Below are 15,170 nucleotides of genomic sequence, written 5' to 3' on the forward strand. Positions count from 1 at the left end.
GTCGTGAAGTTGAGGGCAGCGAGATGATCAGAAGACGCCGGATACTTTGCGTTTTACGTCAATTTTTCGCTCTCGGCAGATTGAGGGCGGTCACTGGCTCCCATTTCAGGCTCGTCGATGTCTTCCTCCGGCGGCCATGGCAAGGGGCGCGATACTCTCAGGGCGTCGAGGAAAAGGTGAAAGAGAGCGAAGAGGGCGGGGTCATCGACAACGCAATTCCCCTTGGATTGGCAGAGATACGGCTTCTGGCAACCCAAGGGGATGAGAGGGGATACGGCATTGCTGTAGAGGATGAGTGGCAGTCCCTTGTTCGAGATCTGTGATCTCACGCGGACTTCATCACTTCAGCTTCATTTCTTCAGTTCCATTTCTTCAGCTTCAGCAGTGCAATATCACATTCGAACAACTTGTCATCACTGAACCTTGCCGCTTTCAAGCTCGGTGAAGACCACCTTGGCATAATCGCCATTGGCTTCATCCTTGGTCCATTCGCCGGTGCCTTCACAGGCATTGGAGGAGGGCTTGGTGTTGCACTGGTTGTAGGAGCCCGCCTTGAAGTACATCCAGTCACCGGCATACCCCGCTGGCAGGTCATCCTGATCCGCCTGGCCGTTGGCATCGACATTGTCTGCTAGGTTGATCTCGAAGTTGCGCGTGGGGTGGCCTTCCGCATTGAAGGTCAGATGCATGATGTCGCCCTTGACCACGACCTTGTAGCTGAAGGTCTCACCCAGTGAAATGCCTTCCTCGCCGGGGTCAGCGTTGCTGCTCCAGTCGTTGCCCCAGACCGCGTAGCTGACATCCGTGCGTCTGGGATCTTCCTTGGCGAGATTCTTCTCATAGTTCCAGAACACGGAGCCCGTGTCCTGATCCGGCAGTTTCTTGTAGAAGATCTTGAGCGGCTCATTGCCGTGACCGAAGCCCTGATCCTCTTCCATCAATGCCTTGTCCTTGCCGGCATGAATCTGCCCGACCACTACCGAATAGGCTGACTTGCGATCAGGCTTGCGGGAACGTTCCGCGACATGCTCCACCCGCAGTGTCGCTTCAAGGAAGCCGCCGACCTGAGCATATTGATCGGCATGCTTGTGGGAGGCGAGCGCGAAGTTGTTCTCAGGGTCGTGTGTGCCGATGCTGGTATCGGTTCCACGCAGCATCTGACGCAGTTCAGTCCGTGCATTGCTGGAATTTGGCGTCGTGAATGCCTTGTTGGGGGTCACGAATACCAGATGGTCTTCATCGTCGAGATAGAAGTAATCCGCGTGTCGATAGGACTGAAGGTCGCTGACTTTTATCTCGTCGACCTTGCCATCACCGTCACCATCCATGGGAAGCGTCAGTTTCCAGGTGTCTAGGTTGAAAGCTTCGGCGGGTGGCGTGTCATTGGCCAGAGATGGCGCGGAAATGGCGACTGTTCCCAGGGCGAGAATCAGTGCATTCATGAGGGGCTGGTGTGCCCGATTGTGTTGCATGGCGTCCTGCCTTTTCTTGTGCTTTTGGGAGGGGTTCCGTTGCAGCAAGCGAAGGCTAGAGCCTGACAGTTCTGACTGTCAAGATATCAGTCAAGAATAGTGAAATGTCATTTCATGTTTATTTTTATCGCTATATCAATGGGTTGCAGGTTGTCTATGCATTTCTTCAAGCCCTGTGAAGGATGTTGCAGCGATGAGTGATCGATCTGCTATCCGCTTGAATAGACTGGATAAAATTGGATTACCTGCAAGTCGTTGCTCAATGATCATTATCCATTGGTCTTGGGGTGGCAGCGTCATGGTCGTCAGCAGTTCCGTCAGAAGCGCCGGCTTGTCGCTACCCATACCCTGCCTTAAGCCACGCGAGGGAAACTGACATCCGTGTCTGTTTTCCTCCGCGTCATCAGCCATGGGCATGTTCATGAGATGGCTTCCAACCCAGGTTCGCGGAAATGTTCCGGCCGGATTCACACAGGATCTTCTTGTACTCGAGGGTGACATCCTGATGATAACGAATCGTCGGGATCGACATGCTGAGCGCCGCAATGGCCTTGCCGGTGTGATCGAGAATCGGTGTCGCGAAACAGCATACCCCGGCGTCCATTTCCTCGAGGTCTTCTGCCAGACCGGACTGACGTGCTTGTGCGAGCTGCTCATCCAGTGCCTGGCGCGAGGTCAGCGTGCGCTCGGTACGCGGCTCCAGCGGCTGCAGGGTCAACAGGTGCTCCAGCTGGGCGTCACTCATGCGTGACATCAGCGCCTTGCCCATGGCGGTGGTATGCGCGGGGCAACGGTCGCCGATGCGGGTGTTCATGCACAGGTTGAAGTGCGAGTTGTACTTGTGGACATAGACGATCTCCCCGGTGCTGGCATCGAGAGTGCCGAGATGAACCGCTTCTCGCGTCAGCTGAGACAGCGCGGCCATGTCGGGGTCTGCCATCTTGATCAGGTCCATGTTGCCCAGCGCCGAGCTGCCCAGCACGAAGGCTTTCATGGTCAGGCGATATTTCTCGCTTTCGCTGTCCTGGGCGACGTAGCCGAGGTTCTTGAGGGTCTGGAGAAACCGGTAAGCAGTGCTTTTCGACATCATGGCGCGCTGTGAGAGTTCGGCAAGACTGGACTCATGGTCGATATCCAGTCCCTCCAGCACGGCCATCACCTTCATCACCGCAGTGACGTTGTCCACCTTGGCTTCGGCAGGCTTGGTTTCTGAAGACATGAGATCCCTTATTCTGAAATTAATGAAACTCGATTTTAGAGTACTCACCTTCGCTTTTACACTCTCAGCCGCGCTACCACAACGCCTGGCGCCACTCTGGGCTTCATTCTTCGGCCATCGGCGACGAAGCGTCTTCCAAGCTTGGAACGGTCTAAAAGTCTAAGATGGAATGAAATGCTGTTTCAAAAACAAAAATCCCTTGCTACGTTTTCAAAACGCCATTTCAGATTGATGTCTCAATCGACGGTGTCCCTTCTGGCTTTGCTGTCTTTGTGCCTCTATCGCCAACTGAGGCCATCGCGGTAACAAAGGCAAAGCAGGCAGAGCAGGGTCAAGGGAGCGTCTCAAGGATGGGGCATGTACCGGTGACACAACGGGTACCCAGCAGGGAGTCATAGCGATGAACGCAGGCAGTTTCTTCATCAACGACGAACATGATTGGCAGGATGTCGAACCCGGCATCCAGCGCAAGATCGTCGCCCACACCCCGGACTTGATGGCGGTATGCGTCAAGTTCGATCGCGGTGCCGTCGGCACCCCACACCAGCATGAACGTCATGACCAGATCGGCTATGTCGTGCAGGGCGCTTTCGAGGTCGAGCTTGAGGGTGAAAAACGCAGGCTCTCGCCAGGCGATGCCTTCGTCGCTCCGCATCACACCTCGCATGGCGCCGTGGCGCTCGAGCCCGACAGTCTAGTGATCGACCTGTTCTCGCCCCGCCGCGATGACATGCTGACCCCATGATGTCATGCCGCTTCCAGGCTCAGGCCTGGGCAGCATTTTGACGCGCTAAATGATGCGAAATATCTAAAAAAGAAGTTGCTTATTTGTTAGTGGCGGTCGCGTCAGCGAGGCGCCTGATCACAAGAGTTCACCCGTTTCAGGAGTAGTCGTGATGTTTGATGATCTTCAAGGCAAGCGTGTACTGGTGACCGGTTCGACCGCGGGCATCGGTCTGGATGTGGCGCGCTCCCTGCTCAAGGCCGGAGCCAAGGTGGTCTTGCATGGAAGTCGCGGCCCTGCCGAGGCTGAGGCATTGCTTGCCGAGCTGGATGCACCGGGACGTTCCTTCTATCTGCAGGCAGACGTGCGTGATACCGCGCAGTGCGAGTCACTGGTGGCGCGTGCGGTAGATCAACTGGGTGGTCTGGATGTGTTGATCAACAATGCCGGTGGCCTGGGCGGGCGTCAGGGGCTGGAGAGCATCGATGATGCGTTCTTCGACAACGTCATCGATCTCAATATTCGCTCCGTGGTGATGGTAACGCGTTTCGCGATTGCTCATCTGCGTGAGTCTGCCCGGCAGAGTCAACAGACCAGCAGCGTGATCACCACCGGCTCCATCGCGGGGCGTGAGGGCGGCGGTATGGGCGCTAGCCTGTATGGCGGCAGCAAGGCGATGGTTCACAACCTGCATCGCAACTGGGTGAAGGAATTCACCAAGGACAACATCCGCTTCAACACCGTCGCTCCGGGCACCATCGATACGGCCTTCCATGAAGACAAGAGTGATGATCTCAAGCAGACCATCGCCGGCAGCATCGCCATGGGCCGCTTCGGGCAATGCCACGAGCTGGCACCGACCTACCTGTATCTGGCATCGCATGCGCTGAGCGGCTACATCACCGGGCAGGTGATCGACGTCAATGGCGGCCAGATGTGCCCCTGAATCGGGCGCCCGTCAGGGCGCCCAACCGAAAACGCCACAGGTCATCACACAGCGAGCGGTCACGTCATGGAACAGACATTGCTATTGGATCGTGCGGCCCTTGCCGGACTACGCGCTGCCCACGAGGCACCGGATTCCTCGCGCGTATTGTCAGAGCGGCTCGCGCTTGCGGAGCAGGACATGCGCTCGGTGCTGGCCGAGCCCCTGAGCATTCCCGGGCAAGGTGAGGCGGGCGGAGAAGAGCACGCGCGCCACAAGCTCAACTATCAGCATGTCAGCCTGGCCTCTCAGCTGTGGCTGGTGACGCATGATGAGCGCTATCTCGATTTCGTGCGTGGCCTGTTGCTGGGTTACTCGCAGATGTATGAAGCACTGCCGGCGCATGTCTCCAGGGACAGCAATCCTCCCGGCAAGCTGTTTCACCAATGCCTGAACGAAGGCATGTGGCTGTTATATGCCGCGGACGCCTACGGCAACATCAAGGCACAGCTGCCGGCAAATGAGCGCGAGCAGATCGAACAGCACCTGTTGCGGCCGATGATCGACCTGCTGGTGGTACAGAACGCGCATGACTTCGATGTGGTGCATAACCATGGCATCTGGTCCGTGGCCGCAGCCGGCATTGCGGGGCTGGTGCTGGAAGATGAGGCACTGGTGGAGCAGGCACTGCTGGGCAATGCTCGCGATGGCGTCAGTGGGGGATTTCTCGCGCAGCTGGACCAGCTGTTCTCGCCGGACGGCTATTACCTGGAAGGCCCGTACTACCATCGCTTCGCGCTGCGCCCGATGGTGCTGTTTGCCGATGCGCTGATTAACAGCGGCGTGCGGCCGCGGATTCATGAACATCGTGACCAGATCATCCGCAAGGCCATTCTTTGTCTCCAGCAGATGGCCTTCCCTGATGGGCGTTTTCTGGCCCTGAATGACAGCTCGAAGACGATGGGGCTTGTCGATGAGGGCGCGATGCTGGGAGCGGCGTTCTTGCTGCGGCAGTATCGGGATACTCGCTTGAACCCGGCGGTAGCGGGGTTGATTCGCGACAAGGTACAGCGCTTGCCACTGTGCACGGGCTCTCTTGCATTGGCCGAGTTCGTAGAGCAGGCGAGTCAATCAAGTGAGGCACGAGACAGTCGCTTCATCAGTGATGGCAGTGAAGGGGATGCCGGTGGAATCGCCATTCTGCGTGCGCCGACCTCACGCGGTAGCGAGAGCATGCTCTACATGAGCTTCGGTCAGCATGGCAGCGATCCGACACTGCATTCCGCGCTGGATCACGGACATTTCGATGGCCTGCATTTCGGATACCACAATGGCCAGCATGAGGTGCTCACGGATTATGGCTTCAGCCGCTGGGTGAATATCGAACCCAAGTTCGGCGGGCGTTATACCCCGGAAAACCGTAGCTACGCCAAGCAGAGCGTGGCGCATAACACCCTGGTGGTGGATGAGACCTCGCATCATGGCCTGGACACCGCACGCGCCTGTCAGCATCACGGCACCCTGGTGTGTTTCGAGACCTCCCATCCGCAGGTTCAGCTCGCCAGTGCGCTTCTGGATGACTACGTGCCCGGCGTCACTTTGCAGCGCAGCCTGATGCTGGTCACCTTGCCGGAGCTCGCCGAGCCACTGGTGATCGACCTGATGCGCGCCACCAGCGATACCCCCCATCACTATGATTACCCCCTGCACTATCAAGGTCAGTTGATGGTCGCCGAACCCGCCTTGCACCAGCAGACCTCGCCCACGGCATTGGGCGACGCCAATGGCTATCAGCATCTCTGGCAGATGAGCACCGGGGATGAGCTGCCCGCAGGTGCCGATCAGGCAGTCACCTGGCTGCAGGACGATCAGTTCGTCACGGCGCGCATGGTGTGCTCGTCGCCTGCCACCCTGGTGCAAGGCCTGATCGGCGCGAATGATCCCCAGAGCAATCTGCGCAATGAGCCCTATCTGATGCTGCGCTCCACCGGCAGTCGTCACACCGTTGCCAGCGTGATCGAGACACACGGTGTCTTCGACGAAGCTCGTGAGATCTCGCGTGACGCCCGCCCGCAGGTCAGCCGTTGCCGGTTGCTGCATGACAGTGACGAGGCCTGCGTGCTGGAGCTTGAGACGCGCAGCGGCGCTCGACATCGTCTGGCCGTGGCATTGCGCCCCTCACAAGGGCAAGCGCCAGGCGAGCATAGGGTGGAAGTGGCAGGGGAAACCCTCTGCTGGCAAGGCTGGTGGGCGCTGGAGCCATGACTCGACCACAAGCTTGTGCCATCGCGTTCGTCCGTGGCAATCGGCAGTAGCGCTCGCCCATTGTGAGGCAGCACGGGTTGTTGCCTCCTTCTTATCCCTATCGATGGTCGGTCGACAGCGCCAGGTTCAAGGCGCTCGGTCGGCGGGGGTTGTCTCGGCCTGAATTTGCCCGACGACCCGCCATTCATCAGTGAGAAATCGTTATGTCTGCAAAGAGTGAGTATCTGTTGTGGTCATCCAGTGAGCTCGAAACCCTTCGTCGTCAATGCGAGGCAGATAGCTCACTGGGGCGCAGCCTGAGGATGTTGGAGCAGCAGGTGGCTGCCAGCATCGCACGCGGCGTGGTGGTGCCTGGCCAGGGTGAGGCCGGGAGTTTCGAACACAACACCCACAAGGAAAATGCCCGCCTGATAGAAGGTGCGGCGCTGTTGGGACGGCTCAACGATGATGAGGCGGCACTGGCGCACGCCCGGGAGTTGCTGGAATCCTACGCGGCCTGCTATCGCGAGATGCCGTTTCAGGTCGCGCGCAATACCAACCCGCCGGGCAAGCTGTTTCACCAGATTCTCAACGAACACATCTGGTTGCTGCATGCCTCACTCGGCCTTGCCTTGCTCAAGCCGTCATTGAGCGATAGCCAGTATCGGGCGCTGCTGGAGGGCTTGTTCCTCCCGATGCTTGAGATGTTCACCGAGACCTATCGGCATGATTTCGATCGTATCCATAACCACGGGCTGTGGGCCGTGGCGGCGGTAGGGATCTGCGCGATGGTGATCGAGAGTCCTGAGCATCTGGCGATCTCCATCGACGGACTGGATGGCAGCGGCGAGACCGGGGGCTTTCTCGCCCAGATAGCGCTGCTGTTCTCGCCGAAGGGCTATTACGTGGAAGGGCCGTATTACCACCGTTTCGCGATTCACCCGCTGTGCCTGTTCGCCGAGGCCATCGAACGCCAGCAGCCCGAGCGCAATATCTTCGCGCATGCCGACGGACGTATCGGCAAGTCGCTGCATGTATTGCTCTCCACGGCCTATCCGGATGGACGCTTCCCGGCGCTGAATGACGCCTCGCGCAGCATGAACATCGACGACGAAGGCGCGCGCTGCGCCATGGCGCTGCTGGCGGCTCGCTACGAACCGGCCCCGGAACTGCTGACTCTCGCGCATCAGCAGCAAGGCAGCTGGTTGCATGCCAATGGCGTGGCGCTCAAGCAGGCCATGCAGAAGGTCAATGCTGAGGTGCAGGCCACCAGCCAGCGTTTCAGCGATGGCCCCGAAGGCAACAGCGGGGCGCATGCTCACCTCAAGCACGGGTGCGGATTGCAGGCACAGCATGTAGTGCTCACCGCGGGGCAGCATGGCATGGGGCATGGCCACTTTGACCAGCTGGGCATGACGTATTTCGCGCGTGGCAAGGAGGTGCTTGAGGAATACGGCTTCGCGCGCTGGGTCAATGTCGAGACCAAGTTCGGCGGGCGCTACCTCAAGGAAAACGAGGGCTACGCCAAGCAGAGCGTCGCGCACAACCTGGTGGTGGTCGACATGCAATCCCAGCATGGCGGTGACCACGGGCTGGCGGATGCGCACCACGCTGAACTCGAGCTGCTGGCGGGCAGTGACGCTGCGGCATGTGCCCGTTGTGACAACGCCTACGAGGGTGTGGGCATGCAACGCAAGCTCGTGTTGCTGGCATCACGGCATACACAGACACCGCTGCTGGTGGATATCTTCTCGCTGACCTCCGCAGAGCCCCACGTCTATGACTACACCTTCAATCACGGCGGCCAGGTGGTGCGGTGGTGGGAAACGGAATCGTCTCCGCAGCCTGTTTCCACCGCCCTGACGATACTTGAGGTACTGGGCGACAGCGCGGGCTATCAACATCTGTGGAAGGTGGCCCAGCGTCCGGCGGACACCGCGCACTGCATGACCTGGCTTGCTGGCGACAGCTTCCATAGCTGGCACCAGATCACCCAGGCACCCGCCGAAGCCTATCAGTTGCGGGTCGGGGCCAACGACCCGGACCACAACTTGCGTCCTGACGCCAAGGTGATGACACGTCTGACCGCCACCTCTCAGACCTTCTATTCGCTGTTCGAGAGCCACGGGCATTTCGATGAATCCCTGGAGCAATGCAGTGGCGCACGCCCACAGGTGCTGAACCTGCGTGCGCTGGAAGCCTGCGAAGGGGCAGTAGCGGGTATCGAGGCCCTCGAGATCACCTTGCGTACCGGGCAGCTGCTGTTGGTGCTGGCTGAAGCGGACGCCGTGCCGCCGGGGGGCAACATCACCCTGGGGGACCATGAATGTCGCATCCATGCCGGGGTGAATCTGATCGATTTCTGAGGCACGAGAAGGCCTTGAGCCGACGCCTTTCCCTGGATGAGAGCTCTTTGTGATGAAGGTTCTTTGAGGTGAGGTCTCCCTGAGCTGAAGGCACGTCTGTGGTGAGGGCACGGTCGGTGCTGTTGTTGGAACGATCTAGTTGGATCGATCCAGCTGGAGCGTTTCAAGTTCGAGCGATCGTCCCACCAGTCATCAGCAGAACCTCTGGCCCAGGGAAGGGGCCAGAGCCAGGCGCGCACTGCCGGGTGCGCAACAACAACGACAAGACAGATAAAGACAAGAGTGCATCGCCATGAATCTGGATCTGGATACTGCCGTCATCGGCATCTACTTTCTCTTTCTGATCGCCATAGGCTGGCTGTTCAGAACCTTTACCTCGAGCACCAGTGACTACTTCCGCGGTGGCGGCAAGATGCTGTGGTGGATGGTCGGCGCGACCTCCTTCATGACCCAGTTCAGTGCCTGGACCTTCACCGGTGCGGCGGGCAAGGCCTATAACGATGGCTTTGCCGTGGCGATCATCTTCATGGCCAATGCCTTCGGCTACCTGATGAACTACCTGTATTTCGCGCCGCGTTTCCGACAGCTGCGCGTCATCACCGTGATACAGGCGATCCGACAGCGCTTCGGTGCCGTCAACGAGCAGGTCTTCACCTGGTCTTCCATGCCCACCAGTATCATCAATGCGGGTATCTGGCTCAATGGCCTCGCCATCGTGACCTCAGGTCTGTTCGGTTACGACATGGAAACCACCATCATCGTGACTGGGCTTGTCGTGCTGGTGATGTCGGTGACGGGCGGCTCCTGGGCGGTCATCGCGTCCGATTACATGCAGATGGTCATCATCATGGCCGTCACCATCACCTGCGCCATCGTGGCCGTGATTCATGCCGGCGGGCCGACCCAGGTCGTGGATGACTTTCCGGTCGACTTCCTGATTGGCGGTGACATGAACTATCTGTCGCTGTTCGCGCTGTGGGGGTTCTTCATCTTCATCAAGCAGTTCAGCATCACCAACAACCTGCTCAATTCCTATCGCTATCTGGCGGCGAAAGACTCGAAGAATGCGCGCAAGGCCGGTCTGCTGGCCTGTGTCCTGATGACCATGGGGCCGTTCATCTGGTTCATGCCCAGCTGGTTCATGGCCAATGAAGGGGTGGATCTGTTCGCGATGTATCCCGAGGCAGGTGCCAAGGCGGCCGACTTTGCCTACATGAGCTTCGTCAGCCTCTACATGCCTGCCGGGATGCTGGGGCTGTTGGTGGCCGCGATGTTCGCCGCGACCATGTCCTCGATGGATTCCGGCTTGAATCGCAATTCCGGCATCTTCGTGAAGAACTTCTATGAGGTCGTGCTGCGTCCCAAGGCGTCTGAAAATGAACTGCTGCTGATGTCGCGCCTGTCTTCCACCGTCTTCGGCCTGGCGATCATCGGCTTTGCTCTGTTCATCAACTCCCTGAAAGGGTTGAGCCTGTTCGACGCCATGATGTACGTCGGTGCCTTGATCGGTCTGCCGATGACCATCCCCGGTCTGCTCGGCTTCTTTATCCGCAAGACACCGGACTGGGCAGCATGGGCCACCCTGGTGGTCGGTGGCCTGGTGTCCTATCTGGTCGGTTTCGTGATGACACCGGACTTCATCGTCGACACCTTCGGCCTGGAGGCGGACCTGACCTCGCGTGAGTGGAGTGACATGAAGGTGGCGGTCGGCATCATGGCGCACACCGTGATCACGGCAGGCTTCTTCGTGATGACCACGCTGTTCTACCGCGGACTTTCGGCTGAACGCGAAGCGGAAGTCGCGACCTTCTTCACCAACCGTGACACGCCCGTCATCAGCGATGACGAGGAACACCGCAGCGTCGACAATCGCCAGCGCAACATTCTCGGCTACCTGATTCTGGTCGCTGGACTTGCCGTGATGCTGATGTTCCTGGTGCCCAATCCCTTCTGGGGACGCATGGTCTTCGTATTGTGTGGCGGCATCATCGTGGCAATCGGTCTGCTGCTGGTGACTTCCATTGACAGGAAGTCTCACCCCAAGGAAGAGAGCCTGGTCGGCGAAGGCAGCACGCGCTGAGACACCATGAGTGAGGGGGAGCGGCGCTGGCATCTGGTGCCACGTCGCTCCCTGACCTCGCACTCGTCTTCGTCACTCCTTCGCCAGGCGCTTGCCACTCGCTTGCTGCCAATCTGGCACCCCGAACCCGAATCTCCCTCTCTGCTCGGTCAACGCCAATGACCACGTCAGCAGAGGAGTCGATGCGCCCTTTGCGCCATCGGCAGGGGATTCTGCGGCCTGCATCTGGCGTCTGGATCGATCCAGAACGCCGATGCCAACACAGGGCAACCCACGCGCTAGCCAATGCCGGGCTCGCGACAGGACGCAGGTTGCCTGCAAGTCAATTGACTGACTCCCCATAAAAACAAAGAGGTACGCCATGAAACACTACAACAAGATCTCCCTTTCGATTGCCGCACTGGTGTTCACTACCAGCGCCCAGGCTGTGACATTGGATATTCGTCATGAATACAAGCATCACGCCAAACAACATGCCACCCGAGTCAAGGTGAGTGATTCCATCGACAACTTCTATTATGGGCTGGAATCCAAGTTTGCCTCGGAAAAGCGCGACGATGGTTCGCAACCCGCGATGGGAAATCTGCAGCGCGGCGACAGCGAGATTGATTGGGGCTTCAAGTTCAAGCTGGACAAGAACTGGTATATCCAACCAGGCATGCCCATTGCCTTCGGGGACGGCAAGTACACCCTCAAGCCCCAGCTACGTATCGGCTACAAGGCCAGCAGCATCCCGTTGACCACGGCGCTGCGCTACCGTCGTGAATATGCCAACTACAGCGAAGACTTCAATGATGATTATGAACAGAACAAGATCACCTTCACCATGTCCTACAATCACGGCAAGAATAAATATTGGCTGGAGGCCAATTATTATCGCAATGAAGACAAGGATGTCTACAACAATACTCGCGAGAACTACGACTATATCCTGAGTGCCGGGCGGCGCATGGGGTCATGGTTCCCGTATATGGAGTTGGCGGATGTCAGTTCCAGCTCCAGTTCCGATACGCGTCAGCTCAAGACGCGTGTTGGCTTGAAATATTATTACTGATCATGAATTGCTAGACAGATGAGCGCGCAAGTCTTGCGCGCCCGGCGTCGGTATCACGCCTCATGATGAGGAAGGGCACTCTCGAGCCCCTGAATGCGCGGGTTCGAGAGTGCGGGAATGCGCGTTGGCACGGGAATGATCGGCAGGGCAGGGAGCTACATGACACAGCTGGATAAAGTTGCACTGTTCTTCTCCGTTGTCCTGATCGTGCTGACCATTCTGGTCTATCGACGTCGCAGCCAGACCCCGGACAGCTTCATCCGGGGAGGTGGCAACGTGCCCTGGTGGATGGCGGGAAGTACCGCTTTCATGACGCAGTTCTCCGCCTGGACCTTCACCGGGGCCGCCCAGAAGGCCTACGAGGATGGCTTTGCCGTGCTGGTGATCTTCTGGGGCAATGCGCTGGGCTTTCTGCTGGCGGCGCTGTATTTCGCGCCGCGTTTTCGACGGCTGAGAGTCAGCACCTATTCCGACATTCTGGAGCTGCGTTACGGCAAGACGACGCAGCTCGTGTATGTCATCAGTCAGATCCTTCTGACGCTGATGACCGCCTCGATCGGTCTCTACGGCGTCTCACTGTTCCTGAGTGCGGTCTTCGGTCTCTCGGTGGTGAGCATCGCCGTGCTGATCGGCAGCCTCATCATCGCCATTACCCTGGTGGGCGGCGTGTGGATCGTCTCGGCCAACAATTTCATCCAGATGATGCAGTTGGCGATTCTCACCCTGGTCATCGGCGGCTTCTGCCTCACGCTGATATGGAGCGGATCGTTGAGCTTCCCGGAGTCGAACAGGGACTTCTGGATCGGCAGTTCTCACAACAGCCTGCTCATTATGGCTATCTGGTCACTGGCCATGCTGGTCAAGCAATGCATCAGCATCAACAACGCCACCTCCAGCTATCGCTTTCTGACCACGGCCGATGATGGCGAAGCGCGCAAGGCGGCAGGGCTCGCCTCGATCCTGTTCTTGGTCGGCCCCGTCACCTGGTTCCTGCCGCCCTGGTTGCTGGGCACGGCGGGCATCGACCTGGCGGCACGCTATCCCGAGCTTGGCAATGACGCGGCCAATGTGGCCTATGTCCATTTCATCATTCACTACCTGCCGTCGGGCGTGCTGGGGCTGGTGATCGCCGCCATGCTGGCGGTCACCATCGCGCCCATCACCACGGCTTTCAATCGTGACGCCGGCGTGATGATGCGACTCCTGATGCCCGTGCTCAAGCAGACCTCCAGCCTGGCGGCGCGACTGGTGCAGATCGGGCGGATGTTCGGAGTCGTCCAGGGCATCATCGTCATCCTGTTCGTCATCGGCCTGAGCCGGCTCGAGATGGTGAGCCTGTTCGACATCATGATCATGTTCGGCGTCCTGCTGCAGATGCCACTGGCGCTGCCGGCACTGATGGTGCTCTTCAGGACGGGAGCACCGGATTGGGCCGGGTGGGGCAGTGTCCTGATCGGGGTCACGGTCACGCTAGGCAGCTATCTCTGGCTCGACATGGCGACGCTGCAACGCCTGCCCTGGATTGCCGGCTTCCCGCCTGAACAGCTGGTCGATATCAAGCTGGCCATCTCGCTGGTCATCCAGATCGCGAGTGTCGTCGGCTTCCTGTTCCTCGCCCGCTATCTGTACGCGCCACGTCGCCCGTTCTCACGCGCGCGACGGTTGGCGGAATTCTTCGCCAACCTCAAGCGTCCCGTCAGTCCTCCGCCCTCAGAAAGCGAATCCTGTCGTCGAATCAGCCTGCCATCGCGCCTGCTGTGTGTCGCGGCGTTGCTGTCGGTGGCGCTGGCCGTCTTCTCCTCCACGTTGGCGGGCCTGGCTGTCTTTCTCTGCGTCGCGCTGGGCCAGTTGATGATGGCGTGGCTGATGCGCTGACCTGGCCCGGCTCAGGCCATGATCAGCGTGATCAGCAGGTGTTGAGTGTGTGATCAGTGTTCAGGTGCTGCCACCGACCCGCAGCGTGAACCCCAGGTCGTGGCTCAGTTCTCCGACGGGTTCGCCATTGATGCGCGCCAGCAGCTTGCGCGCTGCCATGCGGCCGATCTGCTCTCGCGGTGAGACGATGGTGGTGAGGCGCGGCGTGACATGCTCCCCGATCGGCAGGCCATTGAAGCCGGCGATGGCGATGTCGTCCGGGATGCGCACGCCAAGCCGCGCGGCGGCGAGAATGGCGCCACAGGCCATGTCATCGTTGGCGAAGTGGATGGCGTCGCAGTAAGGGAATGTCGCTCGGATACGCTCAAGCGCCTGAGCACCGCTGGTCATCTGTTGACGCACGGGCAGGTCGAGCAGGGGAGCCTCTTCAATGCCGGCCGCCGCCAGCGCCTCACGATGCCCGGCATAGCGCATCGCCGCGCGATAGTCGCGATCAAGCTCGGCACCGGCGAAGTGGATCGTGCGGTACCCGCGTGCCAGCAGGTGCTCGGTCATGGCGCGTCCGGCGGCGACATGATCCATCCCCACGTTCAGATCCAGGCCTTCCCCCAGCTCCATGATCTCAACGATCGGCTGATTCCAGTTCTCCAGTATCTGGCGCGTCGCATCGTCATGGCGCAGCCCCGTCACCACCAGGCCCGCGGCCGACCAGCCCAGAAAGGTACGGATCAGCTGGGTTTCCCGAGCCAGATCGTAATCCGTCTTGCCCAGCAGCAGCTGATAGCCGTGTGCCTCGAATTCGTCCTGCAGGCCCTTGATCACATCGATGAACACCACGTTGGACAATGAGGGCACGATCACCGGAATTACGCGACTGGAGGCCGAGGCCAGGCTGCCGGCAATCATGTTGCGCACGTAGCCGACCTTCTCGACGGCCGCTTCGACCTTGATGCGGGTCGCTTCGCGCACGCTGTCGGGGCTATTGAAGTAGCGCGAGACGGTGATCGAGGAGACCCCGGCTTCCCGGGCCACGTCATTCAGGGTCGGCTGCATGGCACCCTTGCGGCTGCGGCGGGGAGATGATGGTGGATTAGACATATGTCGCGTTTTCTCATTTGCCGCTTGTCGTGGCTTGGAGCCTAATCTATTAATGATGTTAGCGCTAACATGGTAGCGCTAACATTCAGTGAAGTGCTGATCGGTGTGCCGCA

11 protein-coding genes are annotated in these 15,170 nt (G+C 59.3%); 7 read left to right on the forward strand and 4 right to left on the reverse strand.

Annotation, left to right across the window (positions count from 1 at the left end; all coding sequences use genetic code 11):
* Positions 1-413: 413 nt before the first annotated feature.
* The 3 genes from QD280_RS06855 to kdgR form a co-directional block, all read right to left on the reverse strand.
* Complete coding sequence (locus QD280_RS06855) at positions 414-1,442, reverse strand: polysaccharide lyase family 7 protein (RefSeq protein ID WP_279838743.1); 1,029 nt, start codon at positions 1,440-1,442, stop codon at positions 414-416.
* A gap of 165 nt (positions 1,443-1,607) precedes the next feature.
* The gene (locus QD280_RS06860) at positions 1,608-1,883 is read right to left on the reverse strand and encodes a hypothetical protein (RefSeq protein WP_279838745.1); all 276 of its coding nucleotides are present in this window, start codon (positions 1,881-1,883) and stop codon (positions 1,608-1,610) included.
* The gene (kdgR, locus tag QD280_RS06865) at positions 1,876-2,691 is read right to left on the reverse strand and encodes a DNA-binding transcriptional regulator KdgR (protein ID WP_107334566.1); all 816 of its coding nucleotides are present in this window, start codon (positions 2,689-2,691) and stop codon (positions 1,876-1,878) included. Before kdgR ends, QD280_RS06860 begins: the two co-directional genes overlap by 8 nt.
* A 400-nt stretch (positions 2,692-3,091) precedes the next feature.
* On the opposite strand from kdgR, the gene QD280_RS06870 reads away from it, so the two are divergent.
* The 7 genes from QD280_RS06870 (at position 3,092) to QD280_RS06900 (ending at position 13,959) form a co-directional block, all read left to right on the forward strand.
* The gene (locus QD280_RS06870) at positions 3,092-3,436 is read left to right on the forward strand and encodes a cupin domain-containing protein (protein ID WP_107334567.1); all 345 of its coding nucleotides are present in this window, start codon (positions 3,092-3,094) and stop codon (positions 3,434-3,436) included.
* 151 nt (positions 3,437-3,587) lie between these two features.
* Positions 3,588-4,361: an SDR family oxidoreductase gene (locus QD280_RS06875; RefSeq protein ID WP_248377775.1), complete on the forward strand. Its 774-nt coding sequence runs from the start codon at positions 3,588-3,590 to the stop codon at positions 4,359-4,361.
* 66 nt (positions 4,362-4,427) lie between these two features.
* Positions 4,428-6,605, forward strand: coding sequence for a heparinase II/III family protein (locus QD280_RS06880; RefSeq protein WP_279838746.1), 2,178 nt, complete (start codon positions 4,428-4,430; stop codon positions 6,603-6,605).
* Between the two features lie 317 nt (positions 6,606-6,922).
* Positions 6,923-8,950: a heparinase II/III family protein gene (locus QD280_RS06885; protein WP_279838747.1), complete on the forward strand. Its 2,028-nt coding sequence runs from the start codon at positions 6,923-6,925 to the stop codon at positions 8,948-8,950.
* Positions 8,951-9,242: 292 nt separating this feature from the next.
* On the forward strand, positions 9,243-11,030 hold the full coding sequence (locus tag QD280_RS06890; protein WP_279838748.1) for a transporter: 1,788 nt from the start codon (positions 9,243-9,245) through the stop codon (positions 11,028-11,030).
* A gap of 361 nt (positions 11,031-11,391) precedes the next feature.
* Entirely contained in the window at positions 11,392-12,084 is a 693-nt protein-coding gene (locus QD280_RS06895) for an oligogalacturonate-specific porin KdgM family protein (RefSeq protein WP_279838749.1), read from the forward strand.
* A gap of 159 nt (positions 12,085-12,243) precedes the next feature.
* Positions 12,244-13,959, forward strand: coding sequence for a hypothetical protein (locus QD280_RS06900; protein WP_279838750.1), 1,716 nt, complete (start codon positions 12,244-12,246; stop codon positions 13,957-13,959).
* 60 nt (positions 13,960-14,019) lie between these two features.
* Here the strand turns inward: QD280_RS06900 and QD280_RS06905 are convergent, their stop codons facing one another.
* Positions 14,020-15,057 (reverse strand): LacI family DNA-binding transcriptional regulator, encoded by a 1,038-nt coding sequence (locus QD280_RS06905; RefSeq protein ID WP_279838751.1) that lies wholly within the window; start codon positions 15,055-15,057, stop codon positions 14,020-14,022.
* Positions 15,058-15,170: the final 113 nt, after the last annotated feature.

The sequence above is a fragment of the Cobetia sp. 1AS1 genome (genome assembly GCF_029846435.1).
In the GTDB taxonomy this organism is placed as follows: domain Bacteria; phylum Pseudomonadota; class Gammaproteobacteria; order Pseudomonadales; family Halomonadaceae; genus Cobetia; species Cobetia amphilecti.